General features: G+C 66.8%; 12 protein-coding genes. 11 read left to right on the forward strand and 1 reads right to left on the reverse strand.

The window, feature by feature from the left end:
* Window positions 1–55: 55 nt before the first annotated feature.
* Window positions 56–1,624 carry a purine-cytosine permease family protein gene (locus G341_RS0107245; protein WP_222836589.1) on the reverse strand — a complete coding sequence of 523 codons (1,569 nt, stop codon included), beginning with the start codon at window positions 1,622–1,624 and terminating at the stop codon, window positions 56–58.
* A gap of 467 nt (window positions 1,625–2,091) precedes the next feature.
* Here G341_RS0107245 and G341_RS0107250 point away from each other — a divergent pair, with 467 nt between their 5' ends.
* The 11 genes from G341_RS0107250 to G341_RS0107300 all read left to right on the forward strand — a co-directional run bounded on the left by G341_RS0107250 (window position 2,092) and on the right by G341_RS0107300 (window position 15,801).
* Window positions 2,092–2,295 (forward strand): hypothetical protein, encoded by a 204-nt coding sequence (locus G341_RS0107250; protein ID WP_018178453.1) that lies wholly within the window; start codon window positions 2,092–2,094, stop codon window positions 2,293–2,295.
* Window positions 2,296–2,303: 8 nt separating this feature from the next.
* Window positions 2,304–3,713 carry an amidase gene (locus tag G341_RS0107255; RefSeq protein ID WP_155826833.1) on the forward strand — a complete coding sequence of 470 codons (1,410 nt, stop codon included), beginning with the start codon at window positions 2,304–2,306 and terminating at the stop codon, window positions 3,711–3,713.
* A 227-nt stretch (window positions 3,714–3,940) separates the two neighbouring features.
* Entirely contained in the window at window positions 3,941–4,798 is an 858-nt protein-coding gene (locus G341_RS0107260; RefSeq protein ID WP_081622459.1) for a GntR family transcriptional regulator, read from the forward strand.
* Window positions 4,799–4,988: 190 nt separating this feature from the next.
* A complete protein-coding gene (locus tag G341_RS0107265; RefSeq protein WP_018178456.1) occupies window positions 4,989–6,563 on the forward strand; it encodes a carboxyl transferase domain-containing protein in 1,575 nt (524 codons plus the stop codon).
* 7 nt (window positions 6,564–6,570) lie between these two features.
* Window positions 6,571–8,559: an acetyl/propionyl/methylcrotonyl-CoA carboxylase subunit alpha gene (locus G341_RS0107270; RefSeq protein WP_018178457.1), complete on the forward strand. Its 1,989-nt coding sequence runs from the start codon at window positions 6,571–6,573 to the stop codon at window positions 8,557–8,559.
* On the forward strand, window positions 8,556–9,710 hold the full coding sequence (locus G341_RS0107275) for an acyl-CoA dehydrogenase family protein (protein ID WP_018178458.1): 1,155 nt from the start codon (window positions 8,556–8,558) through the stop codon (window positions 9,708–9,710). The genes G341_RS0107270 and G341_RS0107275 overlap by 4 nt, the downstream gene beginning before the upstream one ends.
* 2 nt (window positions 9,711–9,712) lie before the next feature.
* On the forward strand, window positions 9,713–10,225 hold the full coding sequence (locus G341_RS0107280; RefSeq protein WP_026303367.1) for a MaoC family dehydratase: 513 nt from the start codon (window positions 9,713–9,715) through the stop codon (window positions 10,223–10,225).
* Between the two features lie 2 nt (window positions 10,226–10,227).
* On the forward strand, window positions 10,228–11,070 hold the full coding sequence (locus G341_RS0107285) for an HpcH/HpaI aldolase/citrate lyase family protein (protein WP_026303368.1): 843 nt from the start codon (window positions 10,228–10,230) through the stop codon (window positions 11,068–11,070).
* Window positions 11,063–12,682 carry an AMP-binding protein gene (locus G341_RS0107290; RefSeq protein ID WP_051092691.1) on the forward strand — a complete coding sequence of 540 codons (1,620 nt, stop codon included), beginning with the start codon at window positions 11,063–11,065 and terminating at the stop codon, window positions 12,680–12,682. Before G341_RS0107285 ends, G341_RS0107290 begins: the two co-directional genes overlap by 8 nt.
* A gap of 10 nt (window positions 12,683–12,692) precedes the next feature.
* Entirely contained in the window at window positions 12,693–14,621 is a 1,929-nt protein-coding gene (locus G341_RS0107295) for an acetoacetate--CoA ligase (protein WP_018178462.1), read from the forward strand.
* 139 nt (window positions 14,622–14,760) lie between these two features.
* Window positions 14,761–15,801 (forward strand): DUF5336 domain-containing protein, encoded by a 1,041-nt coding sequence (locus tag G341_RS0107300; RefSeq protein WP_018178463.1) that lies wholly within the window; start codon window positions 14,761–14,763, stop codon window positions 15,799–15,801.
* The last annotated feature ends 126 nt before the right edge of the window (window positions 15,802–15,927 follow it).

Consider the following 15,927-nt stretch of genomic DNA (forward strand, 5'->3'; position numbering starts at 1 on the left):
TGAGCAGCCTGAGCAGACCGCGGCAGCTCGCCGAACCGGGGTACCACGCGGCGGCTCACCGATCGGCAGGTTCGGGCTGACGGAGTCGAGGGGCGGGCAGCCAGACCGGTGCCGCGAGTGAGGTCGGATGCCACGGGTGGTCTTTGCAGCCGTCGTGGCATTTGGACTCGGTGGAGCAGCACAGCGAGCACACGATCCCCTTGTGATGGGGGCAGGCTGCCATGTCATGGCGGTCGAACTGGTCGCCGCAGGCGACACATGTCAGTTGCGGGTCGTCGGGTAGCACAGAGGTGCGCGCCAGATACCAGCGCCCGTTCGTCAGCCAGGCCAGCACGGGCGGCAGTACCAGTGCAATGGCCAGCGCGATGAACGGGGACAGCTCCTTCGCGGTGTGCCCGAATGCGTCGAAGTACGCGATCATCGACACGGTGGAGGCGATCACGAGTGAACCGAATCCGACGGGGTTCAGGTTGTAGAGGTGCGCCCGGTGGAACTCGATGACCGGTGGGCTCAGCTTCAACCACTTCTTGTTGATCACGAGGTCGGCGACCAATGTGCCGATCCAGGCGATCCCGATGTTCGCGTACCAGCCGAGGATGGTCACGATGTGGCTGAACACGCCCCATTCCATCAGTGCCAGTGCGAGGGCCACCTGGAAGAACACCCACGTGGCCCGCCCCGGGTGCCGGTGCAGCAGCCGCGAGAAGAAGTTCGACCACGACAGCGACCCCGAGTACGTGTTCATGATATTGATCTTGAGCTGACTGAGGATGATCAAGGTGGCCGAAAATGCTAGTGCCACTGCGTGATTGCCGAACACTCGCTGGTAGACCGCGGTGAACAGCGACACCGGATTCAGCAGCTCGGCGGCCGGAACACCCGCGCTGGCCGCGAATCCGACCAACAACGATGACGCCAGGAAGATCACGATCGCGAACAGGCTCATCCCCGGCCCGCTGAATGCGACCGCGGCGCGCCACGAACGCATGGTGGCAGGCCGTGGATCGCGCATCAGCCGGAGATAGTCGCCCTGTTCGCCGACCTGTGTGGCCAGCGACAGGTTGGCCGCCGCGATGGTGGTGACCGCCACCAGGCTCACGCCGCCGAAGTCGCCGCCATGCACCCCGAAGGGATCTGTCATGTGGGTGGCCGCATGCGGCGAGGTGGCCGCGCCGACGATGGCGATACCGATCAGGATGATCCACACCGGCCACGTTCGGGCCTGAAACTTCGCCGTGAACGACATTCCGTAGAGAGTGAGCGGAATCATCACCAGCGACACGATCAGATACGTCCATGCCAGCGGAATGTGGGCGACGGCGGTGACCGCCTGGGCCATGATCGCGCCCTCATACGCCAGGAAGATGACCGTGTAGGTGGCGTACACCAACGACGTGATCGTCGATCCAAGGTAGCCGTAACCGCAGGCGCGCGTCAGCAGATCGATGTCGATGTGGTTGCGCGCGATGGCGAACGCGATGACGACGGTGAGGGGCAGGGTCACCGCCGCCGCGACGGCGAAACCGACCGCGGCATTAGTGAATCCGAATTCGCCGACGAACGCCGCATCGAGTGCGTAGCCGGCCATCGCCGACAACGCGACGAGACAGCTGGACACGATCATGCGGGGCGACCATCGCCGGAACGATGGCGGCGCGTATCGAAGCGAATAGTCCTCGTACTTTGGGTTATTCGCCAAGTTCTTGACCGCGAGTTTCATGCGGATGACCCCTTCGGTTCGGAAGCGCTGAGGGCAGACTTGCGTCGCCGAAAGCAGCATCGGCCGCCGGGGTTGCGTCTCGGTCACCAAGCCGTTGTGCGTCCTTTACGCGGCAGGAAAGGCTGACTGTCCGCGAATTCCCCTGATGGAACCGCGTGTTTCGCGGCAATGACTCCAGCATTCGCGGATAGCGGGATCTGCCCGCGATGGTGCGACGCCGCCCGCCCTTCGCGCAGCTCAGCATCGGATGACAGCCGCGAAACCTGATCGTTTCCGAAAACGGTTGCCGCGTAACATCGCCCGGGCCACCGTTGGGCACTGACCGACCCTGCAAGTGAACTTCTTGCAGGCCATCTCAGAAAGGATGCCCGATGTCCGATGACCTCTTCCGCAAGCGCCACCTCGAGGCGTTGACGACGCTGACCGGCCTGCCCGGTTCTGACCCGGAGCTTTCGGCACTGACCGACAACGCCGCGGAGTTCCGGGCGATGGCAGACCTGCTCTACACCTGCGACGAAGCTCGCTACATCGAGCCGGCCATCACCATCCGTCCGATCACCGAGGGTGTGCGATGACCCCACTGATGACCATGAGCGAAGCGGGTGCTGCGCTGCGCGCGGGTGAACTCACCTCGGTGGAGCTCACCGAACAGGCTCTGGCTCAGACGGACCTCCTCGACGGTGTCGTGGGCGGATTCGTCAGCCGTTTCAACGACAAGGCCCGGGCCGCGGCGCGGCAGGCCGACGTCGAATTGCGCGCCGGTCGCGATCGTGGCCCGATGCATGGGATTCCGTTGGGGATCAAAGACATCATCACCACCGAGGACGGGCCGACCACCGCGCAGAGCCTTGTGCATGACGCCGCGTGGCATCCGCAGGACGCGGTCGTCGTGGCGCGGTTGCGAGCGGCGGGAGCGGTGATCACCGGCAAGCTGACCACCATGGAGTTCGCCATCGGCACTCCCGATGAGAGCAAACCCTTTCCGATTCCGCGGAACCCGTGGAATACCGACCGTTGGGCCGGCGGTTCGAGTTCGGGTTCGGGCAACGCCGTCGCCACCGGCATGGTATTCGGTGCCCTGGGGACCGACACTGCCGGCAGTATTCGTATCCCGTCGGCCTATTGCGGCATCACCGGACTGATGCCGACCTTCGGTCGCGTTCCCAAATCTGGTTGTGTCCCTTTGGGTTACACCCTTGACCATATCGGTCCGATGGCACGCAGTGCCGCCGATTGCGCGGCGATGCTGGATGTGCTCGCCGGATACGACGCGTCGGACCCCACCTGCATTGATCTGCCGACCGGTGACTACTCCGGCGCGCTCAGCGGCGATCTGGCGGGGTTGACGGTGGGGGTCTGTTCGCTCATGGAGCGGGCGGGTGAGTTGGCAGACCCGGCCGCAGCGGAAGTATTCGCCGCCGCGGTCGGCGTGCTGGCCGACCGCGGAGCCACGATCGTCGACGTCGAGCTGCCGCTGTATGACGAGATGCGTGCGGCGAACATGGTGATCATGCTGTCGGAGGCGCTGGCATACCATGCCACAGACCTGCATCGATGCTGGGCGGAATACTTTGCCGGTACTCGGGGGATCGTCTCGGCAGCAGTGAGTTTCACCGGTGCCGACTACGTGCAGGCGCAGCGAGTGCGACGACTGGCACAGCTGAAGATGGTCGACGTCTTCGACTCTGTCGACCTGGTCGTGACTCCGACAGCGGCCGCGGGGGCCACTGGGCTGGCCGGCACGGACGATGTGACCAAGGACGATGGGCTGCGTGCAGTATTCACCCAGTACTGGGACTGCATCGGCAATCCTGCGCTGTCGGCGCCGATGGGGTTCACCGTCGATGGCCTCCCGCTGGGGCTGCAGATCGCGGCACGCCCCTTCGGGGAGGCAGTGGCGCTGCGGGCCGCGGACGCGTTCCAGCGGGCAACGGACTGGCATCGACGAGTTCCGACCGTCGTCACGTCGGACGGGACGGAGTCGGCGGCGTAGGGGCGCCGCCCTGGCCGGACGGCGGCGATTGGCGGCCGTTCCCGGCCATTTCGGACAGCCGCGTAACTCTCGTTGCTCGCGCTCGTCGGGCCGACGACGGTATCGACCTGGCGGGCGGCGCTGCGAAAATGCCGCGCCGACCTCGGTGCTTCCGCGGCGGTCGAGACGTAACGAAAGTTTTACCGCACAGGGTTTCCGCGTAACCGACCATCGTCGATGGTCGAGACATGACTATCCAATCGGTTTCCGGCCAATCGGTCCCCGGTCCGCCGCCTGCGAGACATCAGCGGGCGGCGGGCAAACCGACCGGGCCGTGGCCGGGAGCGCGCCGCGGCCGACCGCGTACCGCGGGCGCCGAGCGGAGTCTGGTGGTACAGCGGTTGCACGATCTGCTCCGGGTCGCGATCTTCGACCGGAGCATCGTTGTCGGTGATCGACTGGCCGACGAAGCGGTCCTGATCAAGCAGTTCGACGTACCGCGCGACGTACTGCGCGAGGCGCTGTCGATGCTCGCCGCCGACGGGTTGATCGTTCGCCGGCGCGGTCTCGGAACGCTGGTGGTCGGATCCAGCTTCACCGTTGATTCCGGACTTCCCGTTCCCGAAGGTGACCTCGCAGATCAGATCCGCGGTCCGGGCGAGCTCTCGACCCGGTTACTGCATTGGAAGTACGAGCCGGTTCCGGCCGTGGTGGTCGCGCACCTGGACGATGTGCGCGAGCACGATCGGTGTCTGTGCATGGAGTACGTGATGGTGCTCGGCGGGCGTCCGGTTGGATTGATCACCAACTATCTGCTCGCCCGGGCCGCAACGGGTATGCGCGCTGATGACTTCCGCGGCGACTTCTATCAACTGCTCGACGCCTACGGCGTCGACATGGCCAGCTACGACATTCAATTGGGGACGCAATCGGCCGAGCGACGCATCGCCGAACTGCTCGATATCGATGAGGGCGACCCGATCATCCTGTTCGAACAGGTCATCCGTGATTCCGGTGGCGCGGGCTTCGACTTCGCGCTCGGCAGGCTCAGCCGCGAAGTACGGTTCACGGTGACCGGCATCGGGCGGGTGAGTGCCGTCGCCTGACGCGTGCATCATTCAGGACGGACGAGCAGGCCCGGGTTGATCCGCATCCGCATTGCGACGGAATTCCTGGCCGCACGCGCACGAGTGACTAATGTGGACCTCGGGGCGTGAAGTGGGTCACACTCATTATCGCAACCGAGCGTGATCGCCTACCCTCAGGTTCAGTTAATGACGAATAACTGAAGGGAGGGTGTCGGTGACGACGGCGACTCGGTCCGACCATGAGCGCAACGTGGCGGAACTCCGTGACCGGCTGGCTCGGGTGGCGCTCGGCGGCGGCGAAAAGGCCCGCCAGCGCCATCTCTCTCGCGGAAAGCTCTTGCCGCGTAACCGAATTGACACCCTGCTCGACGTCGGTTCGCCGTTCCTCGAGGTCGGCCCCTTGGCCGCCGAGGGGATGTATGACGACAAGGCCCCGGCCGCGGGCGTGATCGCCGGGATCGGCCGGGTCAGTGGCCGCGAGTGCATGATCGTCGCCAACGATGCGACGGTCTCCGGCGGCACCTACTACCCGGTCACCGTCAAGAAGCACCTGCGGGCGCAGGAGATCGCGGCACAGAATCGGCTGCCCTGCATCTACCTCGTCGACTCCGGCGGCGCGATGCTGCTCAAGCAGGACGAGGTGTTCCCGGACCGCGAGCATTTCGGCCGGATCTTCTTCAATCAGGCGACGATGAGCGCCGCCGGGATCCCGCAGATCTCCGCGGTCCTCGGGTCATCCACCGCCGGCGGTGCATACGTCCCGGCGATGAGCGACGAGAACGTGATCGTGCGCGACCAGGGCACGATCTTCCTCGCCGGTCCACCGCTGGTGAAGGCCGCCACCGGTGAGGACGTCACCGCCGAGGAACTCGGTGGGGGACATATGCATTCGTCGGTGTCCGGCGTCACCGATCACCTCGCCGAGGACGACGAGGACGCCCTGCAGAAGGTGCGGCAGATCGTCGCCACGCTCGGTCCGCTGGATCCGCCGCAGTGGGATGTGCAGCCCACCCGCGAGCCACTTCGTCCGCAGACCGACATCTACGACGTGGTGCCCACCGATCCGCGCCAGCCGTACGACGTTCGCGAAGTCATCGAGATCATCTGCGACGCGGGCGAGTTCACCGAGTTCAAGTCCGAGTACGGCACCACGCTGGTGACGGCCTTCGCGCACGTGCACGGGCATCCGGTCGGCATCATCGCCAACAACGGCGTGCTGTTCAGCGAGGCCGCGCTCAAGGGCGCGCATTTCATCGAACTCTGCGACAAGCGGCGAATCCCTTTGCTGTTCCTGCAGAACATCACCGGCTTCATGGTCGGCCGCGAGTACGAACAGGGCGGCATCGCGAAGAACGGTGCCAAGATGGTCACCGCGGTCGCGTGCGCCCGGGTGCCCAAGTACACGGTGATGATCGGCGGGTCATTCGGCGCCGGCAACTATTCGATGTGCGGGCGGGCCTACTCGCCGCGGATGCTGTGGATGTGGCCGAACGCCAAGATCTCGGTGATGGGTGGGCCGCAAGCAGCCGACACTCTGGCGACGGTGCGGCGCAATCAGATCGAGCGCGGCGGCGAATCGTGGGCGGCCGAGGCCGAGGAGGCGTTCAAGGCGCCGATCCGCGGGCAGTTCGAGACGCAGTCGGATGCCTACTACTCCACGGCCCGGCTATGGGACGACGGCATCATCGACCCCGCCGACACCCGCACGGTGCTCGGCCTGGCCCTGTCCGCCGGCCGGCACGCCCCCCTGGCGCCGGTCTCCTACGGCGTCTTCCGGATGTGAGGCAGCGATGATCGAAACCGTCTTGATCGCCAATCGTGGCGAAATCGCCTGTCGCGTCATCCGAACCCTGCGGGAGCTCGGCATCACCAGCGTCGCTGTCTATTCCGATGCCGACGCGCAGGCCCCGCATGTGAAACTGGCCGACCGGGCCGTGCATATCGGCCCCGCAGCCGCGGTCGACAGCTATCTGCGGATAGACAAGATCGTGGCCGCGGCACAGGCCACCGGCGCGGATGCGGTGCATCCGGGCTACGGATTCCTGTCGGAGAATGTCGAATTCGCCCGCGCGCTGGATGCGGCGGGCATCGTCTTCCTGGGTCCGCCCGTGGCGGCGATCGACACCATGGGCGACAAGATCGCCGCCCGGGCCGCCGTCGTCGAACGGGATGTTCCGGTGGTGCCCGGCATTTCGCGGCCCGGACTCACCGACGCCGAATTGATCGCGGCCGCAGAAGACATCGGGTATCCGGTGCTGATCAAGCCGAGCGCCGGCGGCGGCGGCAAGGGCATGCATCGCGTCGAGAACGCGGGCGATCTGCCGACCGCCCTGCAAACCGCGCGCCGCGAGGCCGGCGCCGCATTCGGCGACGACACCCTGTTCCTGGAGCGATTCGTCGATACGCCGCGGCATATCGAGGTGCAGGTGCTCGCCGACACCCACGGCAACGTCGTGCATCTCGGCGAGCGCGAATGCTCCCTGCAGCGTCGGCACCAAAAGGTGATCGAGGAGGCGCCGTCCGCCCTGCTGGATGCCGAGACGCGGGCCCGGATCGGCACCGCGGCCTGCGATGCGGCGCGCAGCGTCGGCTACACCGGCGTCGGTACCGTCGAATTCATCGTCTCGGCCCATCGGCCCGACGAGTTCTTCTTCATGGAGATGAATACCCGGCTGCAGGTGGAGCATCCGGTCACCGAACTGGTCACCGGACATGACCTGGTGCGCTGGCAGATCCGCGTCGCCGACGGCGAGAAACTGGACTTCGCCCAGGACGACGTCGTGATGACCGGACATGCCGTGGAGGCGCGGGTCTACGCAGAGGATCCGGCGAGCGGCTTCCTGCCGACCGGCGGCGAGCTGCTCCGGGTCGACGAACCATCGGGGACCGGCGTCCGCGTCGACTCGGGAATGGCCGACGGCGTCGTGATCGGCTCGGACTATGACCCGATGCTGGCGAAGGTCATCTGCTACGCCCCGGACCGGGCGACCGCACTCGACCGACTGGACGAGGCGCTCGCGCAGACCCGCGTACTCGGGCTGGGGACAAACATCGACTTCTGCCGATATGTGTTGGCACGCCCGGAGGTTCGCAGCGGCGAGCTCGACACCGAGCTGCTCGATCGGCTCGTGGGCGACTACGCCGAACCGGAACCGACGCCGGCCGCGCTGCTCGCGGTCGCACTTCGCCGCGCCACGCCCGCTGTGTCGGACGATCCGTGGCAGAACTCGATCGGCTGGCGCGTGGGCCAGCGGGCGCCGGTGATCTCGCGGCTGCAGTGGCGCGACCGGCTGCACGTTATCAGCGTCTCGCCGGACACTGGGCGGACCACGATCACGGTCGATGACGACGAGGTCTGGTCGGGGACGGCGGTTCTCGACGGCGATCGGCTGACCGTCGACGGCGTCAGCGACACCTGGGCGGTGCTCGGCGCCGACCATATGTGGTGGGTGTCGGGACCGGAGGGCACCTGGAAGCTCACCCTTGCCCGGACGCTGCGCCGACGCCGAGATGCCCAGGCTCACAATGATCTGACCTCGCCGATGCCAGGGACCGTGGTCGCCGTGCACGTGGAGTCGGGTGCAGCCGTGGAACCGGGCCAGCCGGTGGTGGTGGTCGAGGCGATGAAGATGGAACACACCCTGACCGCGGCAGTCGCCGGCACGGTGACCGTGTCGGTGCGGGCCGGCGAGAAGGTGCGCAGCGGGCAGGTACTTGCGAGCGTGGAAGCCGCCGAAGCACCGACAGAACCGACTCTCGAAGAGAAAGTGGATGCATGACCCTGACCGATGAGCTGAGCTCCGAATACGCCGATCTGCGCGACACAGTGCGGGATTTCGCCCAGCAGGTGGTCGCGCCGGTCTCGGCGAAACACGATGCCGAGCACAGCTTTCCGTATGACGTCATCCGGCAGATGGGGGAGATGGGCCTGTTCGGCCTGCCGTTCCCGGAGGAATACGGCGGCATGGGCGGTGACTACTTCGCCCTCGCCCTGGCGCTCGAAGAGCTCGGCAAGGTCGACCAGTCGGTGGCCATCACGCTGGAGGCCGGGGTCGGCCTTGGCGCGATGCCGATCTACCGGTTCGGCACCGAGGAGCAGAAGCAGGCCTGGCTCCCCGACCTCGCGACCGGAAAGCGGCTGGCGGGCTTCGGATTGACCGAACCGGGCGCGGGCTCCGATGCCGGCGCAACCGCGACCACGGCCGTCGAGGACGGCGGCGAGTGGGTGATCAACGGCAGCAAGCAGTTCATCACCAACTCCGGCACCGACATCACGTCGCTGGTGACGGTCACCGCGGTCACCGGTACCCGGGACAACGGCAAGAAGGAGATCTCCACGATCATCGTGCCCTCGGGCACACCGGGATTCACCGCCGAACCGGCCTACAACAAGGTCGGCTGGAACGCCTCCGACACTCACCCGCTGACGTTCGCCGATGCGCGCGTGCCGCGCGAGAACCTGCTCGGCGAGCAGGGCCGCGGCTACGCGAACTTCCTCTCGATCCTCGACGAGGGACGTGTCGCGATCGCCGCGCTGGCCACCGGCGTCGCGCAGGGCTGCGTCGACGAATGCGTGAAATATGCCAAGGAGCGCACCAGCTTCGGTCAGCCGATCGGGGGCTACCAGGCGGTCGCCTTCAAGATCGCGCGCATGGAGGCGCGGGCCTACACGGCGCGGCAGGCGTACTACGCGGCGGCCGCGAAGATGTTGGCCGGCAAGCCGTTCAAGAAGGAGGCGGCCATCGCCAAGATGGTCTCGTCCGAGGCGGCGATGGACAACGCCCGTGACGCCACCCAGGTGCACGGCGGCTACGGCTTCATGAACGAGTACCCGGTCGCCCGGCACTATCGCGACTCCAAGATCCTGGAGATCGGCGAGGGCACCACCGAGGTGCAGCTGCTGCTCATCGCGCGCGAGCTGGGGTTCTGACCATGAGTTCAGGGACGAGCGGGAGTGCCGACGCGGCCGGCCGAATCGTCCAGCGCGGTTTGTGGTTCGAGGAGTTCGAGCCGGGCGTGATCTACGAGCACCGGCCGGGCCGCACCGTGACCGAGGCCGACAACGTCCTGTTCACCACGCTCACGATGAATACCCAGGCACTGCATCTGGATGCGGCCTTCGCCGCCACTCAGCAGGGGTTCGGCGGCGAGCGCCTGGTGAATTCGATGTTCACCCTGTCGACGATCGTCGGCCTGTCCGTGGCGCAGCTGACCCAGGGGACGCTCGTGGCGAACCTGGGGTTCTCTGAGATCGCCTTCCCGAAGCCGCTGTTCCATGGCGACACGCTGTACGCCGAGACGGAATGCCTGGGCAAGCGGGAATCGAAGTCGCGCCCGGGTGAGGGCGTCGTCGACCTGAAACATGTCGGCCGGAACCAGAACGGCGATATCGTCGCCAGTGCGACCCGAGCCACGCTGGTTCGGCTGCAACCGAAGGAGCGCTAGCCATGAGTTGGGTGCCACCTGGACCCGCGATGTTGTTCTGTCCGGCGGATCGACCCGGGCGATACCAGAAGGCGGCCGATCGGGCCGACGTGGTGATCCTGGACCTCGAGGATGCGGTGCGCGGCGAGGCGAAGGCCGACGCGCGGGCCGCGCTGATCGACAACCCGCTCGATCCCAATCGGACCATCGTGCGGGTGAACCCGGCCAACACCGGCGACTTCCGCCAGGACCTGCAGACCCTGGCCGAGACCGACTACCGCGTCGTCATGCTGGCGAAGGCCGAGGCCGCGCAGCAGGTGCACGACACCGGCCTGCAGGTGATCGCGCTGATCGAGACCCCGCTCGGCGCGCTGAGCGCCGCCGAGATCGCGGCCGCCCCGGAATGCATCGGAATGATGTGGGGCGCAGAAGATCTGACCGCGGCACTGGGTGGCCGGGCCAGCCGTTTCGGACCGGGCGAGCCGAATAGCGGCCAGTACCGACAGCTGCCGCAGCATGTGCGGTCGACGGTGCGGCTGGCCGCGGCCGCGCACGGCAAGTTCGCCGTCGATTCGGTGTACCTCGACATCCCGGATACCGCTGGCTTGCGCAACGAAGCGCTCGACGCCGCGGCGCTCGGCTATGAAGCGACCGCCTGCATCCATCCCTCCCAGGTCGAGGTGATCCGGGCGGCGTACCGCCCGACCGACGACGAGATCGAGTGGGCCGAAAAGATCCTCAGTACCGCGCCCGACGCCCACGGCGTCTTCCGGCTGGACGGCCAGATGGTTGACGCTCCGGTGTTGAGACAGGCTGAAGCGATTTCTCGCCGCGCCGGCATCACAGGAGGTGGCGACCATGCCTGAACTGTCCTACGCGCAGGGCGAACCCGTGCCGGAACTGCTCGAAGTGACGATCGGTCGGTCGTTGGCCGCGACCGCGGAACGGTTCGGCGACAACGACGCGTTCGTCGACGTGACCGCCGGGGTGCGATACACCTATACCGAATTCTTGGCGCAGGCCAGGGCTTTGGCGTGCGGCATGCGCCGGGCCGGGCTGGGCGTTGGCGACCGCGTCGGCATCTGGTCGCCGAACCGCATCGAATGGCCGCTGGTGCAGTACGCGACGGCCGAGCTCGGCGTCATCCTGGTGAACATCAATCCGGCCTATCGGTTGAATGAGCTCGAGTACGCGCTGACCCAGTCGTCGGTGGCCGCGATCGTCGCGGCGCCGGAGTTCAAGGGTTCCGACTACGCGGGCATGATCGAGCAGGTCCGGCCGAACTGCCCGCAGCTGCGACATGTGGTGCTGCTGGACTCGCCGCTCTGGGCGGAGTGGAACGCCGAGCCGACCGCCGACGAACTCGCGGAGCTGGCACAGATCTCGGCCAGCCTGTCGGCCACCGATCCGATCAATATCCAGTACACGTCGGGAACTACGGGAAATCCCAAGGGCGCCACCCTGTCGCACCGCAACATCCTGAACAACGGCTACCTGGTCGGCGAGTTGTGCAACTACACCGATCAGGACCGGATCTGTACTCCGGTGCCGTTCTATCACTGCTTCGGCATGGTGATGGGCAACCTCGCGGCGACCACCCACGGCGCGGCGATCGTCATCCCGTCGCCGGGCTTCGATCCGGCCGCGTCGCTGAAAGCCGTTGCGGACGAGCGCTGCACCAGTCTCTACGGCGTCCCGACGATGTTCATCGCCGAGCTCGCGCTGGGTGATTTCGACAGCTACGACCTGTCGAGCCTGCGGACCGGGATCATGGCCGGCTCGCCGTGCCCGGCCGAGGTGATGCGCAAGGTCATCGATCGGATGCACATGAGCGAGGTGTCGATCTGCTACGGCATGACCGAGACCTCGCCGGTATCCACACAGACCCGCGTCGACGACACCTTCGAACGTCGGGTCGGCACGGTCGGCCGAGTCGGTCCGCATCTGGAGATCAAGATCGTCGACCCGGTGACCGGCGAGACGGTCGAGCGCGGCGGCACCGGCGAGTTCTGCACCCGCGGCTACAGCGTGATGAACGGTTACTGGGAGAACCCGGAAAAGACCGCGGAGGCAATCGATTCCGACGGTTGGATGCACACCGGTGACCTGGCGGTCATGGACGACGCCGGCTACGTCCAGATCACCGGACGGATCAAGGACATGGTGATCCGCGGCGGCGAGAACATCTATCCCCGCGAGATCGAGGAATTCCTCTACGGCCACCCGGATATCGTCGATGCCCAGGTGATCGGCGTGCCCGACGAGAAGTACGGCGAAGAGTTGATGGTGTGGGTGCGGCTGCGCCCCGGGGCGCCGACGATGGATGCGGATTCGCTGCGCGAGTACGCCTCCGGCCAGATCGCCCGACACAAGATTCCGCGGTACGTGCATGTCGTCGAGGACTTCCCGATGACCGTCACGGGCAAGGTGCGCAAGGTGCAGATGCGACAGGAATCCATCGAAATCCTGGGTCTGTAGGAGTAGCAGCGTGTCTCAGATCGATCGGCTCGCCGACCAGGTCGGCCACAGCCGGAACTACGGTGAATTGTGGCAGTGGTCGGTGGACCGGCCCGCCGAGTTCTGGCGGGCTCTCTGGGAGTTCTACGACCTGCGCGCCCTGGGCGGCACAGCGGTCGGCCCGGATGACGCCGACATCGTCGACGATGTACCGATGCCGGGGACCGGGTGGTTTCGCGGCGCTGCGGTGAACTATGTCGACCAGGTGCTACGGCATGTCGACGAGCGACCGGATGCCGTTGCGGTGGTGAGTATCTCCGAAGACGGTGGGCGCCGGACGCTGACCTGGGCGCAACTGCGCGACCAGGTCGCATCGCTGTCGGAGGTCCTGCGCGAGCGGGGCGTGCGACAGGGAGACACCGTCGCCGCGTATCTACCGGATATCGGCGAGGCGGTCGTCGCGTTCCTGGCCAGCGCGGCGATCGGCGCGATCTGGTCGGGCTGCGGGCAGGACTATGCGCCCGAGGGCGCGGCCGGCCGGTTCGCCCAGCTGGAGCCGACGGTGCTCTTCTGTGCCGACGGATATCGATACGGCGGCAAGGACATCGACAAGCGCGCCGACTCGGCCGCGCTCGCATCACTGCTGCCATCGCTGAGTACGGTGGTGAGTATCGGTGCACCCGTGGGGGTCTCCGGCGAGCTGGACTTTGCGGATTGCGTCGGTCGGGACAGTGCGCAGCTGCGGTACGACCCGGTCGACTTCGCGCATCCGCTCTGGGTGCTGTTCAGTTCGGGCACCACCGGCAAGCCCAAGGGCATCGTGCACGGGCACGGCGGGGTGATCGTCGAACATCTGAAACAGGCCGGGCTGCATGCCGATATCGGTCCGGACGATGTTTTCTTCTGGCAGACCGCGCTGTCCTGGATGATGTGGAACTACCAGCTCGCGGGCCTGCTCGTGGGAGCGCAGATCGTCTGTTACAGCGGCCATCCGCTGTATCCCGACGCGGACCGGCTGTGGCAGATCCTGGAATCGGAGAGGGTCACGTTCTTCGGCACCAGCCCGGGGCAGCTGCAGGCGTCCCGCAAGGCCGGGCTGCGGCCGGGTGTCGACCACGACCTGTCGGCGCTGCGCACCCTCGGCAGTACCGGCTCGACACTCGCGGCCGACTTGTTCGGCTGGGTGGATGACAATGTGCGCCAGGGTATTCCGGTGTCGTCGGTGAGCGGTGGCACGGATGTGGTGTCGGCTTTCGCGGGCGGCAGCCCCGGCGTGCCGGTGGTCGCCGGCGAGCTTTCCTGCCGGTATCTCGGTGTGGCGCTGGAGAGCTGGTCCCCCGAGGGCGACCCGCTGGTCGACGAGGTCGGCGAGATGGTGATCACCACCCCGATGCCGTCGATGCCCGTGAAGTTCTGGAACGACCCGAACGGCAAGCGTTACCGGTCGGCTTATTTCGATCACGAGTGGGTAGATGGGCCGCGGCCGCATATCTGGCGGCATGGCGACTGGGTGACGGTGACCGATCGCGGTTCGCTGATCATTCACGGTCGCAGCGATGCCACGTTGAATCGCAACGGAATCCGGATGGGCTCGGCCGACATCTACGAGGTCGTCGAGGGGATCGAGCAGATCGCCGAGGCGTTCGTCCTCGGTGTCGACGGGCCGGATGGTGCGTACTGGATGCCGCTGTTCGTGACCCTGGTTCCGGGGGCCGACCTCGACGACGATCTGGTGGCGCGGATCCGCCACGATGTGCGTACCAAATTGTCGCCACGGCATGTGCCGGACGAAGTCGTGGCCGCGCCGGGGATTCCGCATACCCGCACCGGCAAGAAGCTTGAGGTGCCGGTGACCGCGATGCTGGCCGGGCGATCCGATGTCGCCATCGATCCGCGCGCGGTCGACGATGTCGATCTGCTCGATTGGTATCGCGAACAGGGAGTGCGCCACCGCTGGTAGTCGGTCAGTCGGCGGACTTCTGCGCCCGGGTTGTCGCGATACCTTGCCACCGCGCCGTTCTGTATTAGCGTGGGCAGTCGGATGCGGCCGGCCCGAGATTCGGGCGCGGCATGATCAGACGTCGAGCAGGGGAGTTCGAATGACTTACCAACCAGGCGGTTCCGGCTACGGCGAGCACCAGCAGCCGGCCTACGGGCAGCAGCCACAGCAGCAATACCCACCGCAGCAGGGTCAGCAGTACGCGGGCCAGCAGCAGTACGGCTATGGCCAGTACGGCGGTTACCCGCAGCCGGCACGCCAGGGCCTGCCGGTGAATCTCTGGCAGTACCTGGTCTACGGCCTCGGCGTCCTCGGCCTGGTCAACCTGTTCATCGGGTTCGCGCCCGCGTATGACACCAAGGGCCACGACATCAACGGCAACAACCTCTATCAGGTCGGCTATGTGGCGCCGCTCGTCATCCTCGCCGCCGCCGGCTTGATCGCGGCTGCCTCTCTGCTTCCCAAGCAGACGAAGCCGACCGGCGCGGTCGCGGCCCTGTCGATCGTCGGCGCGGTGGTGGCGTTGTTCATCCTGGTGACCGACAACGTCTATCTGACGATCTTGACCGGCAGCTTCGGCGGCGACAGCGGCGATACGCATCCGGACGCCGGCATCGGCGCCATCCTGCTGGTGGTCTTCGGATTCGTCCAGGCCGCGCTCGCAGTCGCTTGGCTGCTCGTCGAGGCCGGCGTGATCAAGACCGGTCCGGCGGCTCCGCAGGGTCCCGATGTCTACGCCCAACAGCTCGCGGCCCAGCAGGCGGCGGCACAGCAGGCCGCGGCGCAGCAGCAGGCGGGCGGCCAGCAGTACGGCCAGCAGGCGCAGACCTACGGCCAGGCCGCCGGTGCCGGATATGGCCAGACCACGGCGGTCGGCTACGGGCAGTCGTCGGCTCCGACCACCGCGACCCCGACTCCGGCTCCGCAGTCTGCGCAGTCGTCGGCCACGCCGTACAGCCAGTCGGCGTCGCCGGTCGCCGACGATGCGGAAGCCGGTACGTCGATCATCAGCACTGCCGGCACCGCGGCCGCGGCCACCGGTGACGAGGCGACGACCGCTATCGGCGGCCTCGGCCAGCACTCGGCGCCGGCCGCGGCCGACGACGCTGCGGACAAGCTGGAGAAGCCGGAAGGCCAGTAACCAGCCCCAGAAGTAGATCCGCATCTCAATCCAGCGACCCCCGGCTGCGACCCTGTGCGCCGAGGCCGACACCTTGCGAATGGTGCGTACGTCACCAATACGCGTCGGCCCGGCGCGCCTGCGCCG

The organism is Jongsikchunia kroppenstedtii DSM 45133, from assembly GCF_000380485.1.
Taxonomy (GTDB): domain Bacteria; phylum Actinomycetota; class Actinomycetes; order Mycobacteriales; family Mycobacteriaceae; genus Jongsikchunia; species Jongsikchunia kroppenstedtii.